Consider the following 18,770-nt stretch of genomic DNA (forward strand, 5'->3'; position numbering starts at 1 on the left):
CGGCAAGGAGGAGTCATGGTCGCAGATATTCAAATTTTGGGTACTAATGGCGTGAATGGTGCCGATGGAGCCAATGGCGCTGATGGTCAACGGGGGGTTGATGGTCAGAATGCTTCTCGTCGTAAGCCAGCCACTGCCGGTAGCCCTGGTGGTAATGGTCAATTTGGTCAGAGTGGCCAGGATGGTCAATCAGGTTCTGGCTGGTGGTTTGCCCTGCGTTGTACCCGTTTTGACGTACAGGGTGTAGTGCGTATTAGCAATAATGGCGGTAACGGTGGTGATGGTGGCATAGCGGGTTATGGCGGCAATGGGGGTGATGGCGGCAATGGTGGCCGTGGTAATTCATCATCGTCAGGGAAACCCGGTGGTGCTGGTGGTAACGGTGGCAATGGGGGAAATGGCGGCAATGGAGGTAATGGCGGCAATGGAGGTAATGTTTGGGTCAGATATCTCCAGACTAACTTACCAAAACCGGTATCTGCCACCTCTAATGGCGGGAGTGGAGGATTCGGGCAACCCGGAGGTGCTGGGGGGATTGCTGGGCGCGGTGGGGTAAATGGTGACGGTTCACATGCAGCCGATGGAAAATATGGTATTGGAGGGATTAGCGCCAGCGGTGGTCAGGCTGGGAGATCTGGGAAGGTTTCTGTAAATCACTTGCTGCGAGGATAATGACATGAGCGAATCTAGATCTTTTGCTGGCAAATGGCAATTTGCAGCGGCTTCTGGCCAACTGATTACTGTTCAGGAGGATGGTACGCTTAGCCTGTCAGCCAAGCAATCAGGGGCGATAAATCAAATGATTAATGCTTATGGCATGACTAGCTTTTGGTTACAGGCTGGCAATGGGCAATACCTGGCCGCAAGCGGCAATACTCCTCAAGCTAATCAACCGCGCACTGGTACGGTTGCTGAGATCCGGTTGGAAGAGGTTGGAGGATCTGGATTTCGCCTGCGTCGTATCAGTAGCAGTGGTGACAGCTATTTGGTGGCACAACAATCTGGGCTGATTTGGCAGGCAGTCACTGGCAGTCCGCCTCTGTCAGCCCAATTTACTCGTACTATCGTGACAAAGGACTTGGCATTCCTCAAAGAATGGGGGGCTATGGGAGCCGATCTGCGTTTTGCTTATCTCGCTAAAGAGAATTTGAATGAAATGGTGATGATGGCCGTCGATTTGTCCAATGCTGACCTGCATGGTTCGACATTGCTTGACGCTGATTTAACTAATATCAAAGTTGATGATTGTAATTTTAATGGTTGTGACTTAAGCAAGACTGATCTAACGCATATTCATGGTAAAAATGCGCTTTTTGAAAAGTGTATCGTCGGTAGTGATACCAATATGCCTGACGCTGAGCTACCGAACGCCATTTTCCGTGGCTGTAAGAGTAGTGGTGGTCAGCCGATATTGAATCGTCTAAAAGCGCCCGGTGCGGATTTCTCTGGAGCGTTGTTACCTTCGGTGATAATGGAGAATGCTGATTTATCTCAGGCGAATCTGGTTAATGTTGATCTCAGCGGGGCCAGTCTGGCTTCCTGCAATTTTACCGCGGCGATCATGACGTTGGTGAATTTGCAGAATACCACTTTGCAGACCTCGAATTTTAGTCAGGCCACATTAGTGGGGACGGATTTTACCGGGGCGAATATCAATCATGTTAATTTCAGTGGCGCAAATCTGACCAACGCTCGGTTATCGTTAACCACCGGTTATAGCCAGCTTAACCTCAGCGACAGTACCTTATTAGCGACGGTGCTGACAAAGATGAACTTGGTTGATGCCACGATTACCGCTAAAACGGATTTTACTCAGGCGCAGATGGATGGCGTTAATCTGAGCAGCCAGAAGCTGGATCAAGTCATATTTCTGATGGCGTCGATGAAAAAGGCAAATCTGGATTATACGTCACTGAATGGCGCAGTTCTGGTCGGTGCTAATCTGGCCGGTGCCACTGTTCTGGGGAATGTCTCTTTAGTCGGCGCGAATTTATCTAATGCGAGTCTGGAGAATGTTAATTTAACTGGTGCTCAATTTGGTGCTTTATCCACAGTGACACATTTGGATAAAGCCGATGCTCAGACACTGGATAATCAGCAACTGCCTGAACGGTTGCGTCAAATGTTGTATCAGGGAAAGATATTAGTTAATGGTCAGGCAGAGGTGTTGGTTCGTCAGCCGGGCCAGAACTGGCTGGTGGAACATGATGGTAAACCATTATTTATTCACTATCAGGATGGGCAATTAAACGTTGCGCAAGATAATGGCGGTAATGCGGCAATTCTTGCCAACACATTTATGCCTAATGCTATCCTGACTGGCGCTAATCTGTACGCGGTTGATATGTCTGGCGCTCATTGGTACGGCAGTAACGCCAGAGCCGATAACGCCAATTTGGAACAGGTCAATTTGTCGAATGCTAACTTAGCGACAATGAATTTCACTCAGGCTCGATTGTTTGGTGCGAATTTGTCCTATGCGAGCCTGGTGAATACTGATTTCAGCAAGGCAATGTTAGAACCCACCGAAGGTCTTAAGCCGGCATCTCTGGCCTTTGCTTCAATTCAAGGCACTATCTTTACGGAAGCTAAATTGACCGGCGCTAATCTGACCAATGGCGCAGTGGCTTTACCGTTTGAAGAAACAGGCAATAAGTTAACAGGTGTGCCTTTATTCAGTGCGGCGCTTGAGCTGATGAGTTCATTAAATAGTGGCACAGTCTCAAAAGAGTTGCGTCAGGTATTCACTGATAACGGCTACAGCCTGTTATCTAATGCCAAAATCATTGAAAAGCAAAGTGATCAATATTGGATTATCTCCAACCAGCCGCCAGACACCGATCTGAATTATCGAGGATATTGTAACTTTATGGTGATTCGGGTGAGTGAGGTCGGTAATAACCATCTGCAAGTTTGTGGTGGATCGCCATTACGTATCATCCGTACTGCGGCTGACAATACATTGCAACCGGTTAATGTCGCTTTTGGGGTGACAATTGATATCACTCAGGCAATGGATGGAGCCACCACCTGCCCAAGTGGTTTGCGTTATCAGCTACTCAATACGGGTATCAGCTATCAGTCATTGATGATGCCGGGGTTACCACCTCATCCGCCAAAATGTATTCCCAGTCCGACGACTTGGTGTTGATAAGTAAGCCCGATGATCTGGCAAACAACTAATCGGAGTAAAGAATACCACTATGGATATTAATATGATGAGAAGCGATAATATGCCGATTGCCATTATCGGTATGAGTTGCCGTTTCCCGGGAGGTGTTAGCTCTCCAGAGGAATTCTGGCAGCTGTTATGTGGTTCAAGTGACGCAATTACTCCAGTCCCCCCTGAACGCTGGTCAACTCAGGCTTATAGTTCCCGAGATCGCAATTTGCCGGGGAAAATGGTAGCGCGAGAAGGCGGGTTTATCGCTGATGTTACCGGCTTCGATGCGGCGGTGTTTGATATCAGTAATACAGAAGCGCCTTTTATCGATCCACAGCATCGTTTGATGTTGCAGGTGACATGGGAAACGCTGGAACGGGCGAGAATAGCGCCAAAATCGTTGGCGGGTCAGGCGGTTGGTGTCTATATCGGTGCTTTCACTCATGATTATATGCACCTGCAATTTACTGATTTGCGTCAGACTACCGGTTATACCTCAACCGGTGCAATGGGAACCATGTTGTCAAACCGGATATCCCATGCATTTGATTTTCAAGGGCCATCCTTGACTATTGATAGCGCCTGTTCATCGTCCCTGTTAGCGGTCCATTTGGCCTGTGAAAGTTTGCGGCGCGGAGAATCACAACTGGCGCTAGCGGGTGGCAGCCAGTTAATGTTGATGCCTGATTTTTCGATAGTAGAAAGCCGTACTGGTTTTCTATCATTGACCAACCGCTGTCATAGCTTTTCAGCTAACGCTGATGGTTATGTGCGTAGTGAAGGAGTCGGTGCTGTTTTGCTGAAACCTTTGAATGCGGCTTTACAGGATGGCGATCCCGTTTTGGCGGTGATCCACGGTTCAGCTGCCAATCAAGATGGCCGCACTCCCACGATTACTCAGCCAAGTAGCACCGCACAACAACGAGTAATTCGGATGGCCTGTGCTCAGGCGGGGATTTCCCCGGAAGAGATTGATTATATTGAGGCCCATGGTACTGGGACTGGGGTAGGTGATCCGATAGAAGCAGAAGCACTGGGGCTGGTCTGTCGGCCCGAACCGACAGACCGCCCATTGTTGATTGGTGCGTGTAAATCCGTAATTGGTCATACGGAAGCTGCGGCGGGCATTGCTGGATTAATTAAAGCGGTATTGTGTTTACAACGAGGACAGGTACCGGGCAATTTACATGCCGAGCCGCCTAACCGCCACATTCGTTTTACTGAGTTGGGATTGCAAGTTCCACAGCAGTTAACTCCATTGCCTGAAGGAAAAGTGATAGCTGGGGTGAATTCCTTTGGTTTTGGCGGAACGAATGTCCATGTGGTGTTAAGTAATAATGCAGAACCTTCCGTACAACTTCGGACGACGCAAGGGCAAGCTTTCATGCTGCCATTGTCTGCGCAGTCTGAGTTTTCTCTGAAGCAACAAGCTCAGAGCATTGCTGATTTGCTGCAACAGCAGCCAGATATTGCCCTTGATGATTTGTGCTATAGCTTGGCGACGACTCGTCACTGCTTTCCGTTACGTAAGGGGATCGCATTCAGTAACCGGGAACAGTTGCTACAGCGGTTGACTAATCTGAATGTGTCGTCGGAGCATAACAATAAAAAGGTTGATCGTCTGGTTTGGATATTTGCGGGTATTGGCAGTGAAGATTGGCAAGACTCTATCGCTTGGTTTCAGCAATTTCCCGAATTTACTGAACAATTCGAGCGTTGTGAGGCCATTTGGACGGGATTTTCTGCACCTTCCTTATATGCGGCATTGATCTCTGCCGATGAACTGATAGAGCCGCCAATGCAGTTTGCTGTACAAATATCAATGGCTGCGCAGTTGCAGAAGTGGGGGTTCAAACCAGCGGCGTTACTTGGTCATAGTTCCGGTGAAATGGCGGCTTGTTATCTGGCGGGAATTTATGATCTGACGCAGGCCCTGACACTGTTACATCAGCGTTATCATTATCTGGAACGTGTGTTGAATAAAGGCGGCGGATTATTAATCGTGGCGGCGACAGTTGAGCAGATATTGCCTCATTTGTCTGCCCCCGGTGCCGAGCCTGCCGTGGTGATAGCAGGGCGTAATAGTATCAATCGTTGCTTACTGTCTGGGCCGATAAGTGAATTAACCGCTGTTGCTGAGCGCTTAAAGCAGCAGCGTATCGCCAGTAGTTGGCTTAATTATAGAATTGCTTCTCATTCACATTATATAGAGTCAATCAGGGCTGGGTTGACTGCGGATGCGGCAACCGTTCCCGCGGCAGAACCTTTGTTGCCAGTGTTTTCATCAGTCACCGGGGAGTTGATTAATGGAAAGTTGAATCCCGAGCATTGGGCTGACAATGTTGTCTCGTCACTCCGTTTTGACGATGCGGTAGAAAACATGCTCAAAGCGGGTTTCCACCATTTTCTGGAAGTTTCACCTAAATCCCTACTGAGTGCAGGATTAAAGGACTGGAGCCAGCCTTATCGAGGGCAAGTGTTTGCTTGTCGCTCAGGGCAGAATTGGCCACAACTGTTAGGACAGCTGTTTGAAGCTGGGGTTGAACCGGACTGGCGGGCTCTGATGCCTACCGCTTGCCCAATTGATCTACCCACTTACTCCTGGCATCAGCAATCTTATTGGCATGAACCAGAGATTAGCCGTCGCCGCCGATTACGTATATTGAGCGGTGTATTATTGGGCGAAGCTCAGCCGGGCAGCGAGAGTTGGCAAGCTGAGTTGACTGTAGAACAAGTGCCTTGGTTACTCGATCATGTTGTCATGGGAAATGCAATGTTTCCGGCTGCGGGCTATATTGAAATCATGTTGGCGGCGGCTAGTATCTGTTTTCCTGACGTTGGATTAGCGCTTGATAATATTGTGTTGCAATCGGCTTTACTGCTAGAGCCAGGCATAGAATTCAGGTTAAAGACACAGCTAGATCGCCAGCGAATGGAAGTGCAAGTACACATTACCCGTAATCTGGATGAGAGTGTACATTACCAACTTGCAGCCAGTGCACAAGTGAACATCGTTGTACCGGGTGCTACTGCTTGTGCTATTCCTCCATTAGCGGTAAATGATCGCTATCCTTGCATGTGGAACCAAGAGATGTTGTATCAGGCATTTCAACATCTACATTTCAGTTATAGTGGTGTTTTTTGTACTCTGCGCCATGCGTTTGTTGGTAAAGAAGAAACAATCTGTGAGATTGAATTACCACCTGCACCGGAGGGAATGAATTTCCACCCAGCGGCTTTGGATGGCATCTTCCAATCATTGTTGGCGATTCAGTCTGCTGATGTTCACGCGCCAATTCCTGCTAACGAGTTCCGTATCCCGGTCAGTATTCAGCATTTGCGTATCAATGGTAAATTGTCAGGTCGGGTTCATGCCCATGCCAGAAATACTAAGCAGACGCAACAACAATGGATTGGTGATATTGACGTCTATACTGATAGCGGTAAGTTGCTTTGTCAGATCAGCGGGTTTTGCGTTCAGCTTGTTGGTAATAGAAAAAACAGCTTGTCTGCCAAACTGCACAATCTGGTTGTCGGCCAACCACAGTGGCGTAAATTGCCCGCTCAGCCGTCAACAGAGTCTGTGACGCAATGGGCTATCCTTGGGGGTGAAAACGCTCTGGCAGAAGAGTTAGCTGATGAGTTGCAACGCCGTGGTGGATGTGCCTCGTTGTATTCTGGTCTGCCTGACAGTTATCAGAAAATTCAGGAATTAGTTGATACTCTTCCTGTTGAAACCGAAAGGATCCTGATCCTCTGGCCGTTGCAGGCTCCGCGGATGGTTTATCATTCGTTGATACATTTGTGTTCGGCGCTGGCCGAACGGTCGATAAAACCACGTTTGTGGATAGTGACTCAATGTGCTCATCAAATCACTGAGCAGGATCAGCCCGACCCATTTGCCGCCGCATTATGGGGAATGATGCGCGTTATTGGCCAACAAGAAGCAACTGCATTATGGGGTGGATTACTGGATATTGACAGTATCACGGCTCCAGCCAAATGGTGGGACGCGCTATTGATAGGTGATGGCGAGGATCAATTAGCTCTGCGCCATGACCAGCGTTATGTGCTACGCCTTGTGCCATTACCTGAAATACCCGCGCTACCACCAGTGCGTTTTCGTCCAGATGGCTGCTATCTGCTGACTGGTGCTTTTGGTGATATTGGGCGTCAATTGATTCCCTGGATGGTACAACATGGTGCCCAACATTTGTTATTGATAGGGCGTCGTCTTGTCCTTGATGCGGCTGATCAAAAGTTATTGGAAATGCTACATCAACAAGGGATAGAGGCTAATTATCTGCCGGTTGATCTCGGTGATGTGGAAAGGACCCGCATTTGTTTGGCTGAGTATCGACAACAAGCCAGCCAGCCGCTGCGAGGGGTGATTCATTGCGCTGCGCATGTTGAAGATCAGGGATATCGTGAACTCAGCCCTGAGGCGTTTGATAGAGTATTTGCCACTAAAGCATTAGCTGCCTGGACATTGCATCAAGCATTGGCTGATGCACCTTTAGAGCATTTTGTTATGTTTTCCTCGTTGGGGGCATTATTGGCTTTACCGGGTATGGCATCTTACGCAGCGGCTAACGCTATGTTGGATAGTCTGGCCTGTTTACGGCGTCAGCAAGGTTTACCTGCGTTAAGCCTTAATTGGGGGCCATGGGAAGCGGGGATCGCTTTGCGGGATAGTCGAACGCTGCCAATATTGGAAAATAGTGGCTTACAGCCATTTGGTTCAGAGGAGGGATTAGCTGTTTTAGAGCGCTTGTTTGCTCGGATTGAGCCGCAACTGGTGCCATTCTTGACGAACTGGTCAAATTTGCTGTCCGGCCAGATGCGTCATTTACCGCTATTGCGTGATGTTCAGCAAGAAAATGTGGTTCAGACTTTCCCCATAGAAGCGGCGCTTGCAGTGAGTGATCTGGATGATGTCGTTAGCTTGCTACAAACTTTTTGTGGTGAGATTGTTGGGACGTCAACAGAAGTATTCCATCCCGATCTACCTTTGACTAACAACGGTATTGATTCATTGAATGGTTTAATGTTGGTACAAAAAATCAACAAACAATTACGTTTGGATATTCCGCTGGAATTGTTGTTAAGTGATAAGCCGCTGGCTGAACTTGCATCATTGATTACATATCGATTGCAAGTTAAGGAAATTACGAAGTAGGAACAACCTTCGAAATAGCTAATTCAGAGACACGTAGTTGCGATTTGGTTTCAATAGGAAACTTATCGGACTACGGTGTCTCTCATGTTCTATCCGGGAAGAGTTTTTTAAATGCCATTTCTGTCAGAAACATTCTCCGGCATTCTCCGCTCACAGAAAAACACCCACCAGCACACGGGTTTCACATGATTAAAACGGTTTTGTCGGTAAATATTTACCATCCAGAGTGATTACAGCCCGGCTTCCGCCTGCGGGATCTTCGATTTTCTTGATATCTAATTTAAAGTCAATTGCACTAATAATACCATCGCCAAATTGCTCATGAATTAACGCTTTTAAGGTTGTTCCGTAGACTTGTAATATTTCATAGAAGCGATAAATCGTTGGGTCAGTCGGTATTCCGGTTGGGATTGAACCCCGCATAGGAATTGCCTGTAGAAGTTTTACCGCATCATCTTTCAGCCCCAATTGTTCGACAACCTTTTTGGCTGCTTCCATCGGTAATGAATGCTGCCCAAGTAAGGCCGCTGTAACAAAAGTCACACTCAGCCCTGTGCCCTGCGCAATGTCTTCCCATGAGAGGTTTTTCGCAAGTTTGGCTGTGATAATACGTTCAGTCAGTTCAAGACGAGAGGTTTGAGTGGTTAATGTTTGTTGCATGTTATTTTCCGGAATAGTAGTGAGAGATAGAAAAGCAAGAAATAAGGAAAATAACCCGAATTATGGATAGTGATCCGGGTTATTGATTGCTTACTTTTTCATTTCAATAATATAGTGGTGACTTCCTGTCAGGGAGAAATTAAGATTGTATGCATTTGTTATAGTAAGACCCGCTTGTCCTGCTATTGATTCGAATTCTGAGCGATATCGTGATTTACCCGATACTGTGACATCCATATATAAATCAAAAGATTCTGAAGTCGCATTATTTTTCTCTTTAATCATCTCGATAATATATAAAACAGAATCTTTTCTCATTGCTTTATGGCAATTTCTGAGAATGTCAACGGCTTTTTGATCTGGCCAGTTATGCAATACGTTTTTTATACAATAAGCATCGTATCCTGAAGGAATATCAGCAAAAAAATCACCGTTGATTAAAGTCACACCTTCAGATTCTTTTTTATCAAAATCATACAAATCCATGACGTGACACTGGATATGGGGATAGTGCGTTTTTATATCTTTTGCTAAAGCGCCAAGACCTCCACCGATATCAATGAATGAAGTAATGCCATCTAGAGGCATATTTTCAATAATTGGATCACTCTTTGACTCAGTTGCTTTTGACATAAACTCATCAAAAGTCACTTTGAAGTTTTTATTACTTTCATGACCTGCATAAGCGAAAAATGATTGATGATTTTGAATTTCAAACGCCGATTTTTCGCTCATTTCATTCAGAGATGTGCTGTATTGTGACCATGCATTCCAAATAGCTGGGTTTAATTCGAGTTTTATGTGTAGTGTCTCAAGGCTGTTTGGATCACTGAGAGTTGAGCATTGCTCAGTGAGATAAAATTTATCTTCTTTTTTTGTTAACACATTGAGGGTTTGCATGTAATTCAACAACCTATGAAACCTGTCCTCAGAAACATGACATAATTGAGCAAGGTGTTTCGCTGTTTTACCCTTTTGAGTGGTTAAATATAATGGCGCCTTACTTTCTACAAAGGCAAACAGTGCAGCAGACTTACGATAAGACACAGTCATTTCTGATAGCATTATTTTCTCCTACGTATACATAATTAATTAGAATTAAAATATATTCTTTTAATAAATCTTGCATTATCAAATAATGTCATAAGAGCAATAATTATCCCCATGAAAAAACAGGTTAAATATTATCACCCAGACTTTATGGAAAGCTGTTAATTAAATTATTTTTCTTTGATAAATATCAATTAATTGCCATAAAATCTGATTTTATTATGTGCTTAATAAAAAATGTAATGCAATGTAAAATAATACTCCTTGTGTTGAGTAGAGCGTGGTTCATAAAATAAAACACCCGAATTACGATGTAAGCAGTAAACCGCTATGAAAACTTCACAAGTAGTACCTCTTACCCAGTACCAAAAAGAAATTTATTATGAAACTCAACGTAATCCAGAAAGTAATCAATTTACTATAGCCATCGCACTAAAATTAAAAGAAAATATTAATTTTGAAAGGTATTTTCATGCAGTTAACAATACTATAAATTGCGATGTAACACGTCAAATACGTATCCTTGAACAGGATGGAGTGCTGAATCAGCAGATAAAAAACAGTGCTATTAATCAAGTAAAAATTATTGATGCTGAAGGTAAAGATATTTCTGTGCTCTTCAAAGAATGGGCAAAACACATTTTTACTCTGAATGACAAATCATTACTTGAAGTTGTCTTACTGCGCAATTTGAAAAATAACCAGTCAGCTATTTTTATTCGAGCCCATCATATTGTTTGTGATGGTTGGGGAATAAATCAGCTAACAAAAAAAATCGCCAAATATTATCGGAATACTGATGATAATACAGAGTCATTATCCCTCAACACTGAAAAATATATTTCATCGATCCTTGAACAGGAAAAAATTCTGTCACAGCCAGAAACCGAACAGCAAATAACAAAACTGGCTGATCTTACACAACGTCATGAATCGGTTTTTTTTAATCGGAAAAAGAAAACGCATCAGTCTCATTTTATACAACATAGGCACCTATTAGCGCCCGCTAAAGTAGAGAAAATGCTTTCTCAGGGAATCAATCCTTATCAGGTTGTTATGGCTTCAGTGGCTATCTTGTTATCACGAGTACACAATAACACCCGATTAACCATTGGTATTCCATTCCTTAACCGTCGTATGAATCAGCTTGATATTGCAGGGGAGTGGGCTAATACACTGCCACTGGCTGTTATGGTCAACGCACAGGATACGTTTATTGAACTGGCGGCGCGTATTAAAGCCGATATTTCAAATTTAAAAACGTTTGAACATATTCCTCTTGGGCGTTTACTTAAATCTATAGGCGCCGGGAAACGTCAGTGTTTTGATGTCACTGTATCTTATAACTATTCACCCCTAACTGCGGCTTCCCGTGATATCTATAACGACGGAGAGATTTATGCCGCAGCAACAGCCCATGAAGATGATGCTATTGCGATTCATGTTCATAGTTGTGGGAATAACAGGGAAGTTGCCATTGATATTACCGGGGCTGAGGATATTTTCGATGAAGATTATTCATTTGAAGCCTTTACTTCATCTTTAGGTCATATCATTGAACAGATGGTTACATCACCGGAGCAGACTGTTGCTCAGGTTAACCTCTCTTCAATAGAAGAAATGGCACGACTTGCTCTTTTTGAACAAGGGCCGGTTACTGAATTCTCAAAACAAGAAACCTTATCAACGCTATTTTATACTCAGGTTGCATTAGATGGTGACGCAATCGCTATCGCAAGTTCTGGCGGGAAACCAGCACTGACTTATCTCCAGTTCCAAAGCCGTATAGACAGTATGGTGGCCGTTTTACTGAAGGCTGGCGTGAGAAAAGGGGACATGGTTGCTATTTTGATGGATCGCAGTACGGATATGCTCACAGCGATTTTCGCGGTCTTGAAAGCCGGTGCCGCTTATTTGCCTGTAGATCCCAATTATCCGCAAGAGCGGGTTAACTATATGCTGAAGGACAGTGGTGTCACGGTCATCATTTCCGATGAGGTTAATCCGTCTTTGAGTGAGCAATCATATGTTGTCATTGACGGAAGTCGCATTTCAATTCATGAGCATATAAAGCAGCCCAATTTATCTGCCGCAGATTCGCTGGCTTATATGATTTATACCTCAGGCTCTACCGGACAACCTAAAGGTGTAATGATCAATCATAATTCAGCGGTAAACCGGATTGAGTGGATGCAGGAACGTTATCCACTCAATAGCACTGATGTGATATTACAAAAGACGCCTATTTCATTTGATGTGTCTGTCTGGGAGTTATTCTGGTGGTCAATTTCCGGGGCATCTGTTCACTTATTACCTCCCGGTGCTCATAAAGATCCGCGGGAGATAATAAACGCGATAAGTGCACACAACGTAACAACATTGCACTTTGTTCCTTCTATGCTTCAGCCTTTCCTCGATATTCTGGAAGCTGAACCAGAGTTAGTGAATCAACTAACAAGTCTACGCCGTGTATTCACCAGCGGTGAAGCCTTACCTCCGACACGGGTTAATCAATTCCGTCAGATTTTTTCCGCTTTTGGTTTACATGCACCGGCTTTGATTAATCTCTATGGCCCGACAGAGGCAACCGTAGATGTGTCATATTTTGAGTTTCTTCCCGAAAATAGCAGTGTTATCAGTCGGGTTCCTATTGGATTCCCGATCAACAATATTACACTGAGAATCGTGTCCCAGCATGGTACCCGGCAACCAATAGGTATTGCAGGTGAATTGCAGATCAGTGGCATTGGGTTAGCCCGTGGTTATCACAATAAAACTGAATTAACAGACGAGAAATTCATTCTGGATGGAGGTGAACGCTGGTATCGTACAGGGGATTTAGCTAAATGGTTACCTGATGGCAGCATTGAATATTTGGGGCGAATTGATAATCAGGTAAAAATCAGAGGAAACCGTATTGAGCTTGGGGAAATACAAAATACGCTTGAGCGTATTCAGGGGATCAGCCAAGCGGAGGTTTTACCACAGGTAAACAGTAATGGTGATACTTACCTGTGTGCATATTATGTTATTAACCTGAATGTCATTAATAACCAGCATCTTACTTCTGAAAAACTGCGTGAAATGTTACTGGAATGCTTGCCTGATTTCATGATCCCGCAGCAATTTATCCCTGTTTCTTATATTCCTCTTACTCCAAATGGAAAAGTTGATCGTCAGGCACTTATTACGCTGGTAAATAGCTCATTGGTAAAAACGGAGGTTTCGGCTAGCTATGATGATGCTCAGACTGAAACTGAACATCAATTGGCTGAAATATGGCAACGGGTATTAAAGCTTGAGAAGCTCAGCGTGCAGGATAATTTTTACACATTAGGCGGTGATTCAATCCTGATGTTGAAAGTACGTTCTGAGGCTGAAAAAGCAGGAATGAATGTCACGCTTTCTGAGTTATCACAATATTTGACAATAGCTGAGTTGGGCCAGCAAATTGACGCTGGCCGGAAAGTTCAAAAACATGTTGAGCTATCTCCGTTTGCCTTGATCAAAGAAAAAGAGCGTGCAGCACTTTCACACTATGAAGATGCGTTTCCTGCCACTCAACTCCAGCTTGGTTTGATATATCACAGCCAGCAGAGCAAACATTCAGCCACCTATAAAGATGTTTTCCGCTATACGCTGAAAGGAAAGTGGGAGCCTGAAACTTTTCGCCAAAGTATATCAGCGATAATCCAGCGGCATCCTGTCCTGCGTTCTCACTTTAATCTGGCGGATTTCAGTGAGCCATTGCAAATTATCAACCACAATATCAGGCTTGATGATGTTGTAGAGATTCATGATATCAGCTCACTGACACAGGATGATTCCGAAACAACGATCAAAGAGTGCATGGAAAAGGGGCGTTGCCATAACTATCAGTTTGATTGTGCGCCATTGTATCGAATCAGCTTATTCAGAACGGCAGATACTATTGATATGGTGTTCAGTTTTCATCATGCCATTCTGGATGGTGGCAGTGTGGCAAATTTGATACGTGAACTCTTTTCTCGTTACCAGCATGACGGCATGTATGCTTCTGAGACAGATGTATTACCATCCCCAGCTCTGTATATTCAGGATGAACTCCACGCATTACAGTGTCAGGAACATCAGTTGTTCTGGAAAAACATGTTCAGCGGGCTTCCCAGAACGCAATTACCGGCCTACCGATTGTACGACAGTGAGCCAGAAGATCGGATCTTCACTAAAAAAGCAATCATTTCCAAAGAGACTGAAGAAAAGCTGACGATATTAGTCCAGCGTGAACGTGTTTCAGTTAAATCAGTATTCTTTGCCGCCCATTGTTTGACTGTGGCTAAAATTACGGCTCAGGATGAAATTGCAACCGGGTTAGTCACTCATGGCAGACCGGATGCACAGAATTCAGAACAAACACTGGGGTTGTTTCTCAATACATTACCTGTCCGTTTTTCTGCGCAGAATAAAACATGGAAAGAGTGTATCCATGCTGTATTTAGCGCTGAACAGCATCATGCTCCATATCGTAAATATCCGCTTAATGCTATCCGGCAAGTAGCAGGAGAAGGAGCGGAAATAAGTTCCGCGTTTAATTACATTCATTTTCATGTATTAAAAGACGTTTTTGACACTCCTGATTTATCTCTCATTACATTTGATCCATGGGAAGAGACGAATTTTGAATTACTGCTCAATGTCATGACCGATTTCAGTACCGGCCAACATTATCTGCGATGTGATTTTGATGGCAGGGTGTTCTCACAGATTCAGGCTGATACCTATATGGATATCTATATGTCCATATTGAACAGAATGGTCAGCCATCGTGATCAACCGGCGACGCTAAGCCAGCCACTTACACAAAGCAACAAAGACATATATTCTCAGGAATTTATCTCTGTACTGGCGATGATGGCCAAAAATGTACGGGAACAGCCGGATGCAATTGCAATCCGTCATCATGATCTGCAATGGAGTTACAGGAAACTCTGGTCGGAATCCGGGAAAATTGCTTCCGTGTTGATTGCTGGTGGCGTTGTGCAAAATACGCCTGTTGCAATTGCGCTTGAACGTTCTCCGATACTGGTTGCTTCACTGATTGGTGTTATGAGAGCCGGCGGAGTTTGTCTTCCGTTGGATTTAAGCTATCCGGCTCAGCGTATTGAAGCCATGATGGAACAGGCTCAGCCAGCACTTGTCATTGTTGATGATAAATCCAGTCAGTTATTTAACGTGGCAACAATTCCAACCATGCGGGCTGACACGCTGATACACAGAGGTGTGCCTTTATCAGAAACAGAGGAATCAGAGACAGAAATAGTGCCTGAACAACTGGCCTATTTACTGTTTACCTCCGGTTCAACGGGTAAACCCAAAGGTGTGGCAATGCCGCATCGTAGCCTGTCAAATATGGTTATTTGGCAAAATGAAACCCATACCGGTAAAAATATTTGTTCTACCTTACAGTATGCGCCACTGAGTTTTGACGTTTCATTTCAGGAGATTTTCTCTACGCTGACTGCCGGTGGTGAGCTACATCTTATCAGTGAGGATGAACGACGCGATCCTTTGCAATTACTGCGTATTCTTGATAATTACCGGACAGAAAGAATTTATCTGCCTTATGTTGCGCTTCAGCAATTAGCTGAAACAGCCGTTGCACTGGAAACCTATCCGAAAAACCTGAAAGTTGTTATTTCATCAGGCGAACAACTTCGGGTGACTGACGATATTCGTTTGCTTATCGGTCAGATTAATAACGGTATTCTTGAGAACCAGTACGGCCCGACAGAAACTCATGTTATCACGGCATTTACCATGCAGGGGGATCCAGCAGTTTTTCCGGCACTTCCTCCCATTGGTAAAAGTATCAACAACGCAGATATCATCTTGCTTAATAGCCAGCTAGAAGAGGTCGCCATTGGTGAACAGGGGGAAATTTATGCCCGTGGTTTACCTGTCGCACAGGGCTATTACCGTCAGCCAGAATTAACCGCAGAACGCTTTATTGCCCTTAAAGGCAGCGGGACACTGTATCGAACCGGTGATCTGGGTGTAAAACTCAGGGATGGCAATATCCTCAGCCTAGGCCGTAAAGATACTCAGGTTAAAGTACGTGGGTATCGTATAGAACTGGCAGAAATAGAATTAGCGATATCGAGTACGCCCGGTGCTGACAAGGTTCTGCAAGACGTCGCTGTTGTCGTTCAGCAACATGGGGAAAATGATAGCCTGCTGGTGGCATTCTTGATCGGAGAAAAGAATGAAGCATTAACTGGGCGTATACAGCAACATTTGTCTGAAAAATTACCTAAATACATGGTGCCTTCCCGAATAGAGTGGCTGAGTACTCTGCCTAAAACGCTAAGTGGTAAGCGTGATGATGCTGCATTACGCAATATGAAAGTCATGCAATGTCATAACAACGCAGAAGATATTGCGCCACGAGACAATTATGAACAGGTTCTGTGTGATTTGGCCGCTGATTTGCTGAAAATTCCTGCTGTATCTGTTCACCAGAATCTGTTTGATATCGGTGCTACTTCATTAACTGCCATGAGAATGGTGGTCTTGATTGAAAAGCATTTCAGTACCAGTGTTCCTTTGTCTCTTTTTATCAGTTATCCGACGGTTGCCCAGTTAGCTGCACATATCAGGGAAGAGGGAGGGTATCCTAAATTCAGTCCGCTTGTCCCCATGCGAACGACAGGGCATAAACAGCCACTGTTCTTTGTCCACCCTATGGGGGGAAATGTGTTGTCCTATTTGCGGTTAGTGAAGTATTTCCCTGATGATCAACCTTTCTATGCCTTACAGGCGCATGGCGTAGATGCAGGATCTATACCGCTGAACAGCATACAAGAACAAGCGGCAAATTATCTGGAAGCGATACGTGAAATACAACCACATGGCCCATATTCAATCGGAGGCTGGTCTTATGGCGGATTTGTCGCATTCGAGATGGCCCGACAATTGAAAGAGCAGGGTGAAGATGTGACAGACCTCTTTATTTTAGACACGGTGGCTGTTAACGCATCGCCTGAGACAACAATAAATGAAGGCGCTTTGCTGCGATGGTTCTTCTGGGAATTATTGTGGCTGAATGAAGGCGCCACACTCCCGGAACAGACCTTACCGGAACAGATTACCTCTTTGCAGGAACAGTTCGAATATATTACCGAGCATGCTATCGCGACAGGTGCAATTCCTCAGGGTAGTTCCCGCGCAGTCATACAGCGGTTATTCGATGTGTATAAAGCAAACTGGAAAGCGGCTACTGACCATGCCGCTTATAAAGCTGATATCAATATGACTTTATTACATGCAACACGGCCGTTACCTGTCATTCTGCGCTCTATGCATGATGCAGTACGAAGTGAGTATCGTGATCCGAAAAATGGCTGGGAGAACAAGACAAGCGGTTATATCAATGTTATTGATGTGCCCGGTGATCATCTGGAAATCATGGAGGAACCTTATGTACAGGAAGTGGCAAAGGTCATTCTTCAGGAAATGAAAAAATCGTCTACAAAACAAGTAATATCGGATTCGGAGAAAATATGTCCCGTCCATTGAAAGTTATTATAGCTGGTGCAGGTATTGGCGGATTAACGACGGCGGTTGTTTTACAGCGTCTTGGTTATGAGGTTGAAGTTTACGAACAAGCCACGACTTTACGAACGGCAGGTTCTGGTCTGTCTGTGATAACTAATGCTGTTGCGGCGTTATCCTCTATTGGGGTTAATCTGAAACTGGAAAACTTTGGTGCTCCGGTTAAGAATTTCGAAATCAGGAACGTTAAGGATCAGCTTATACGCAGAATGCCTGTACCTGAAATCTCGTCTTCCAATGGATTTGATAGTGTTTGTTTATCACGTAAGGCACTACAAGAAGCCCTGTTACAGCAATTAGATCAGAGTATTATCCATGTCGATGCGAAAGTAGATGAAATTATCGAAAGTGATAATGCTGTGACTGTCCGTTTTGCTGACGGCAGAGAAACACAGGGTGACCTGTTGATTGGTGCTGATGGTATCCACTCTGTTGTCCGGGAATATCTACAGGGGAATCAGCCGCTCCGCTCTTCTGATTATATCTGCTGGCTGGCAATTACCCGCTATCAGCATCCGCAAATTACCCCCGGCTATGTTGTCCATTATTTGGGGCAGGGAAAACGAGTCGGTTTAATCGATATAGGCGGAGGCGAAGTTTATTGGTGGGGAACTGCAAACATGAGTAACGAACAGGCCTGTCATTGGGAAGGGAGTAATCAGGATGTTCTGGCCTATTTTGAGGGTTGGCCAACAATTGTTTCCGACATTATTTCACAAACGCCATCGGAAGATATTATCTCCGTATCTGCGCAGGACAGGCCTTTTTCCCCGCTTTGGGGAAAAGGAAGAATTACTCTTTTAGGCGATGCCGCTCACCCTATGCTTACGACACTGGGCCAAGGTGCCGGGATGGCGATTGAAGATGCTGCTGTTTTGGGGCATATGTTGAAGCAGCAGCCAGATCCAGTTGCCGCTCTGCGCCAATACGAGAAAGTTCGTATCCCAAGAACTGAATTGTTTGTTAATGAATCAAAGATACAAAGTGACCTTGGACAGGAAGATGGTATTTTTGATTGTCAGCAGAGGGAGTTATCTTTACAGTCTTTACCAGAGACGGCTCTCAGAGAAGACTTTGAAAGATTCTTACACTTTCCGGTGGGAGATCTTACGCTCCAGACCCTATAAG

Annotated in this window: 7 protein-coding genes; 5 read left to right on the forward strand and 2 right to left on the reverse strand. The window is 44.8% G+C overall.

What is annotated here, in order from left to right; translation table 11 throughout:
* Positions 1 to 15: 15 nt before the first annotated feature.
* From AACX68_RS05405 to AACX68_RS05415, 3 genes are all read left to right on the forward strand, one after another.
* Complete coding sequence (locus AACX68_RS05405; protein WP_228858532.1) at positions 16 to 672, forward strand: hypothetical protein; 657 nt, start codon at positions 16 to 18, stop codon at positions 670 to 672.
* Positions 673 to 676: 4 nt separating this feature from the next.
* Positions 677 to 3,151 (forward strand): pentapeptide repeat-containing protein, encoded by a 2,475-nt coding sequence (locus tag AACX68_RS05410; protein ID WP_228858516.1) that lies wholly within the window; start codon positions 677 to 679, stop codon positions 3,149 to 3,151.
* Positions 3,152 to 3,215: 64 nt separating this feature from the next.
* Positions 3,216 to 8,342, forward strand: a complete 5,127-nt coding sequence (locus tag AACX68_RS05415; RefSeq protein WP_228858517.1) for a type I polyketide synthase — start codon at positions 3,216 to 3,218, stop codon at positions 8,340 to 8,342.
* Positions 8,343 to 8,531: 189 nt separating this feature from the next.
* Here AACX68_RS05415 and cynS read toward each other — a convergent pair whose 3' ends face one another.
* Positions 8,532 to 9,002: a cyanase gene (gene cynS, locus AACX68_RS05420; RefSeq protein ID WP_228858518.1), complete on the reverse strand. Its 471-nt coding sequence runs from the start codon at positions 9,000 to 9,002 to the stop codon at positions 8,532 to 8,534.
* A gap of 90 nt (positions 9,003 to 9,092) precedes the next feature.
* The gene (locus AACX68_RS05425) at positions 9,093 to 10,067 is read right to left on the reverse strand and encodes a methyltransferase (protein ID WP_228858519.1); all 975 of its coding nucleotides are present in this window, start codon (positions 10,065 to 10,067) and stop codon (positions 9,093 to 9,095) included.
* Positions 10,068 to 10,382: 315 nt separating this feature from the next.
* Between AACX68_RS05425 and AACX68_RS05430 the strand changes: the two genes are divergently transcribed.
* A complete protein-coding gene (locus AACX68_RS05430; protein ID WP_228858520.1) occupies positions 10,383 to 17,606 on the forward strand; it encodes an amino acid adenylation domain-containing protein in 7,224 nt (2,407 codons plus the stop codon).
* Complete coding sequence (locus AACX68_RS05435; protein WP_228858521.1) at positions 17,591 to 18,769, forward strand: FAD-dependent monooxygenase; 1,179 nt, start codon at positions 17,591 to 17,593, stop codon at positions 18,767 to 18,769. The genes AACX68_RS05430 and AACX68_RS05435 overlap by 16 nt, the downstream gene beginning before the upstream one ends.
* Position 18,770: the final 1 nt, after the last annotated feature.

Source organism: Xenorhabdus sp. PB61.4 (assembly GCF_963894935.1).
Taxonomy (GTDB): domain Bacteria; phylum Pseudomonadota; class Gammaproteobacteria; order Enterobacterales; family Enterobacteriaceae; genus Xenorhabdus; species Xenorhabdus stockiae.

What these genes read in the sequence shown, in the direction of transcription:
- AACX68_RS05415 (WP_228858517.1), top strand. Translation starts at nt 3,216, where the DNA reads ATGATGAGAAGCGATAATATGCCGATTGCCATTATCGGTATGAGTTGC.
- AACX68_RS05405 (WP_228858532.1), top strand. Translation starts at nt 16, where the DNA reads ATGGTCGCAGATATTCAAATTTTGGGTACTAATGGCGTGAATGGTGCC.
- AACX68_RS05430 (WP_228858520.1), top strand. Translation starts at nt 10,383, where the DNA reads ATGAAAACTTCACAAGTAGTACCTCTTACCCAGTACCAAAAAGAAATT.
- AACX68_RS05410 (WP_228858516.1), top strand. Translation starts at nt 677, where the DNA reads ATGAGCGAATCTAGATCTTTTGCTGGCAAATGGCAATTTGCAGCGGCT.
- AACX68_RS05425 (WP_228858519.1), bottom strand. Translation starts at nt 10,067, where the DNA reads ATGCTATCAGAAATGACTGTGTCTTATCGTAAGTCTGCTGCACTGTTT.
- AACX68_RS05435 (WP_228858521.1), top strand. Translation starts at nt 17,591, where the DNA reads ATGTCCCGTCCATTGAAAGTTATTATAGCTGGTGCAGGTATTGGCGGA.
- cynS (WP_228858518.1), bottom strand. Translation starts at nt 9,002, where the DNA reads ATGCAACAAACATTAACCACTCAAACCTCTCGTCTTGAACTGACTGAA.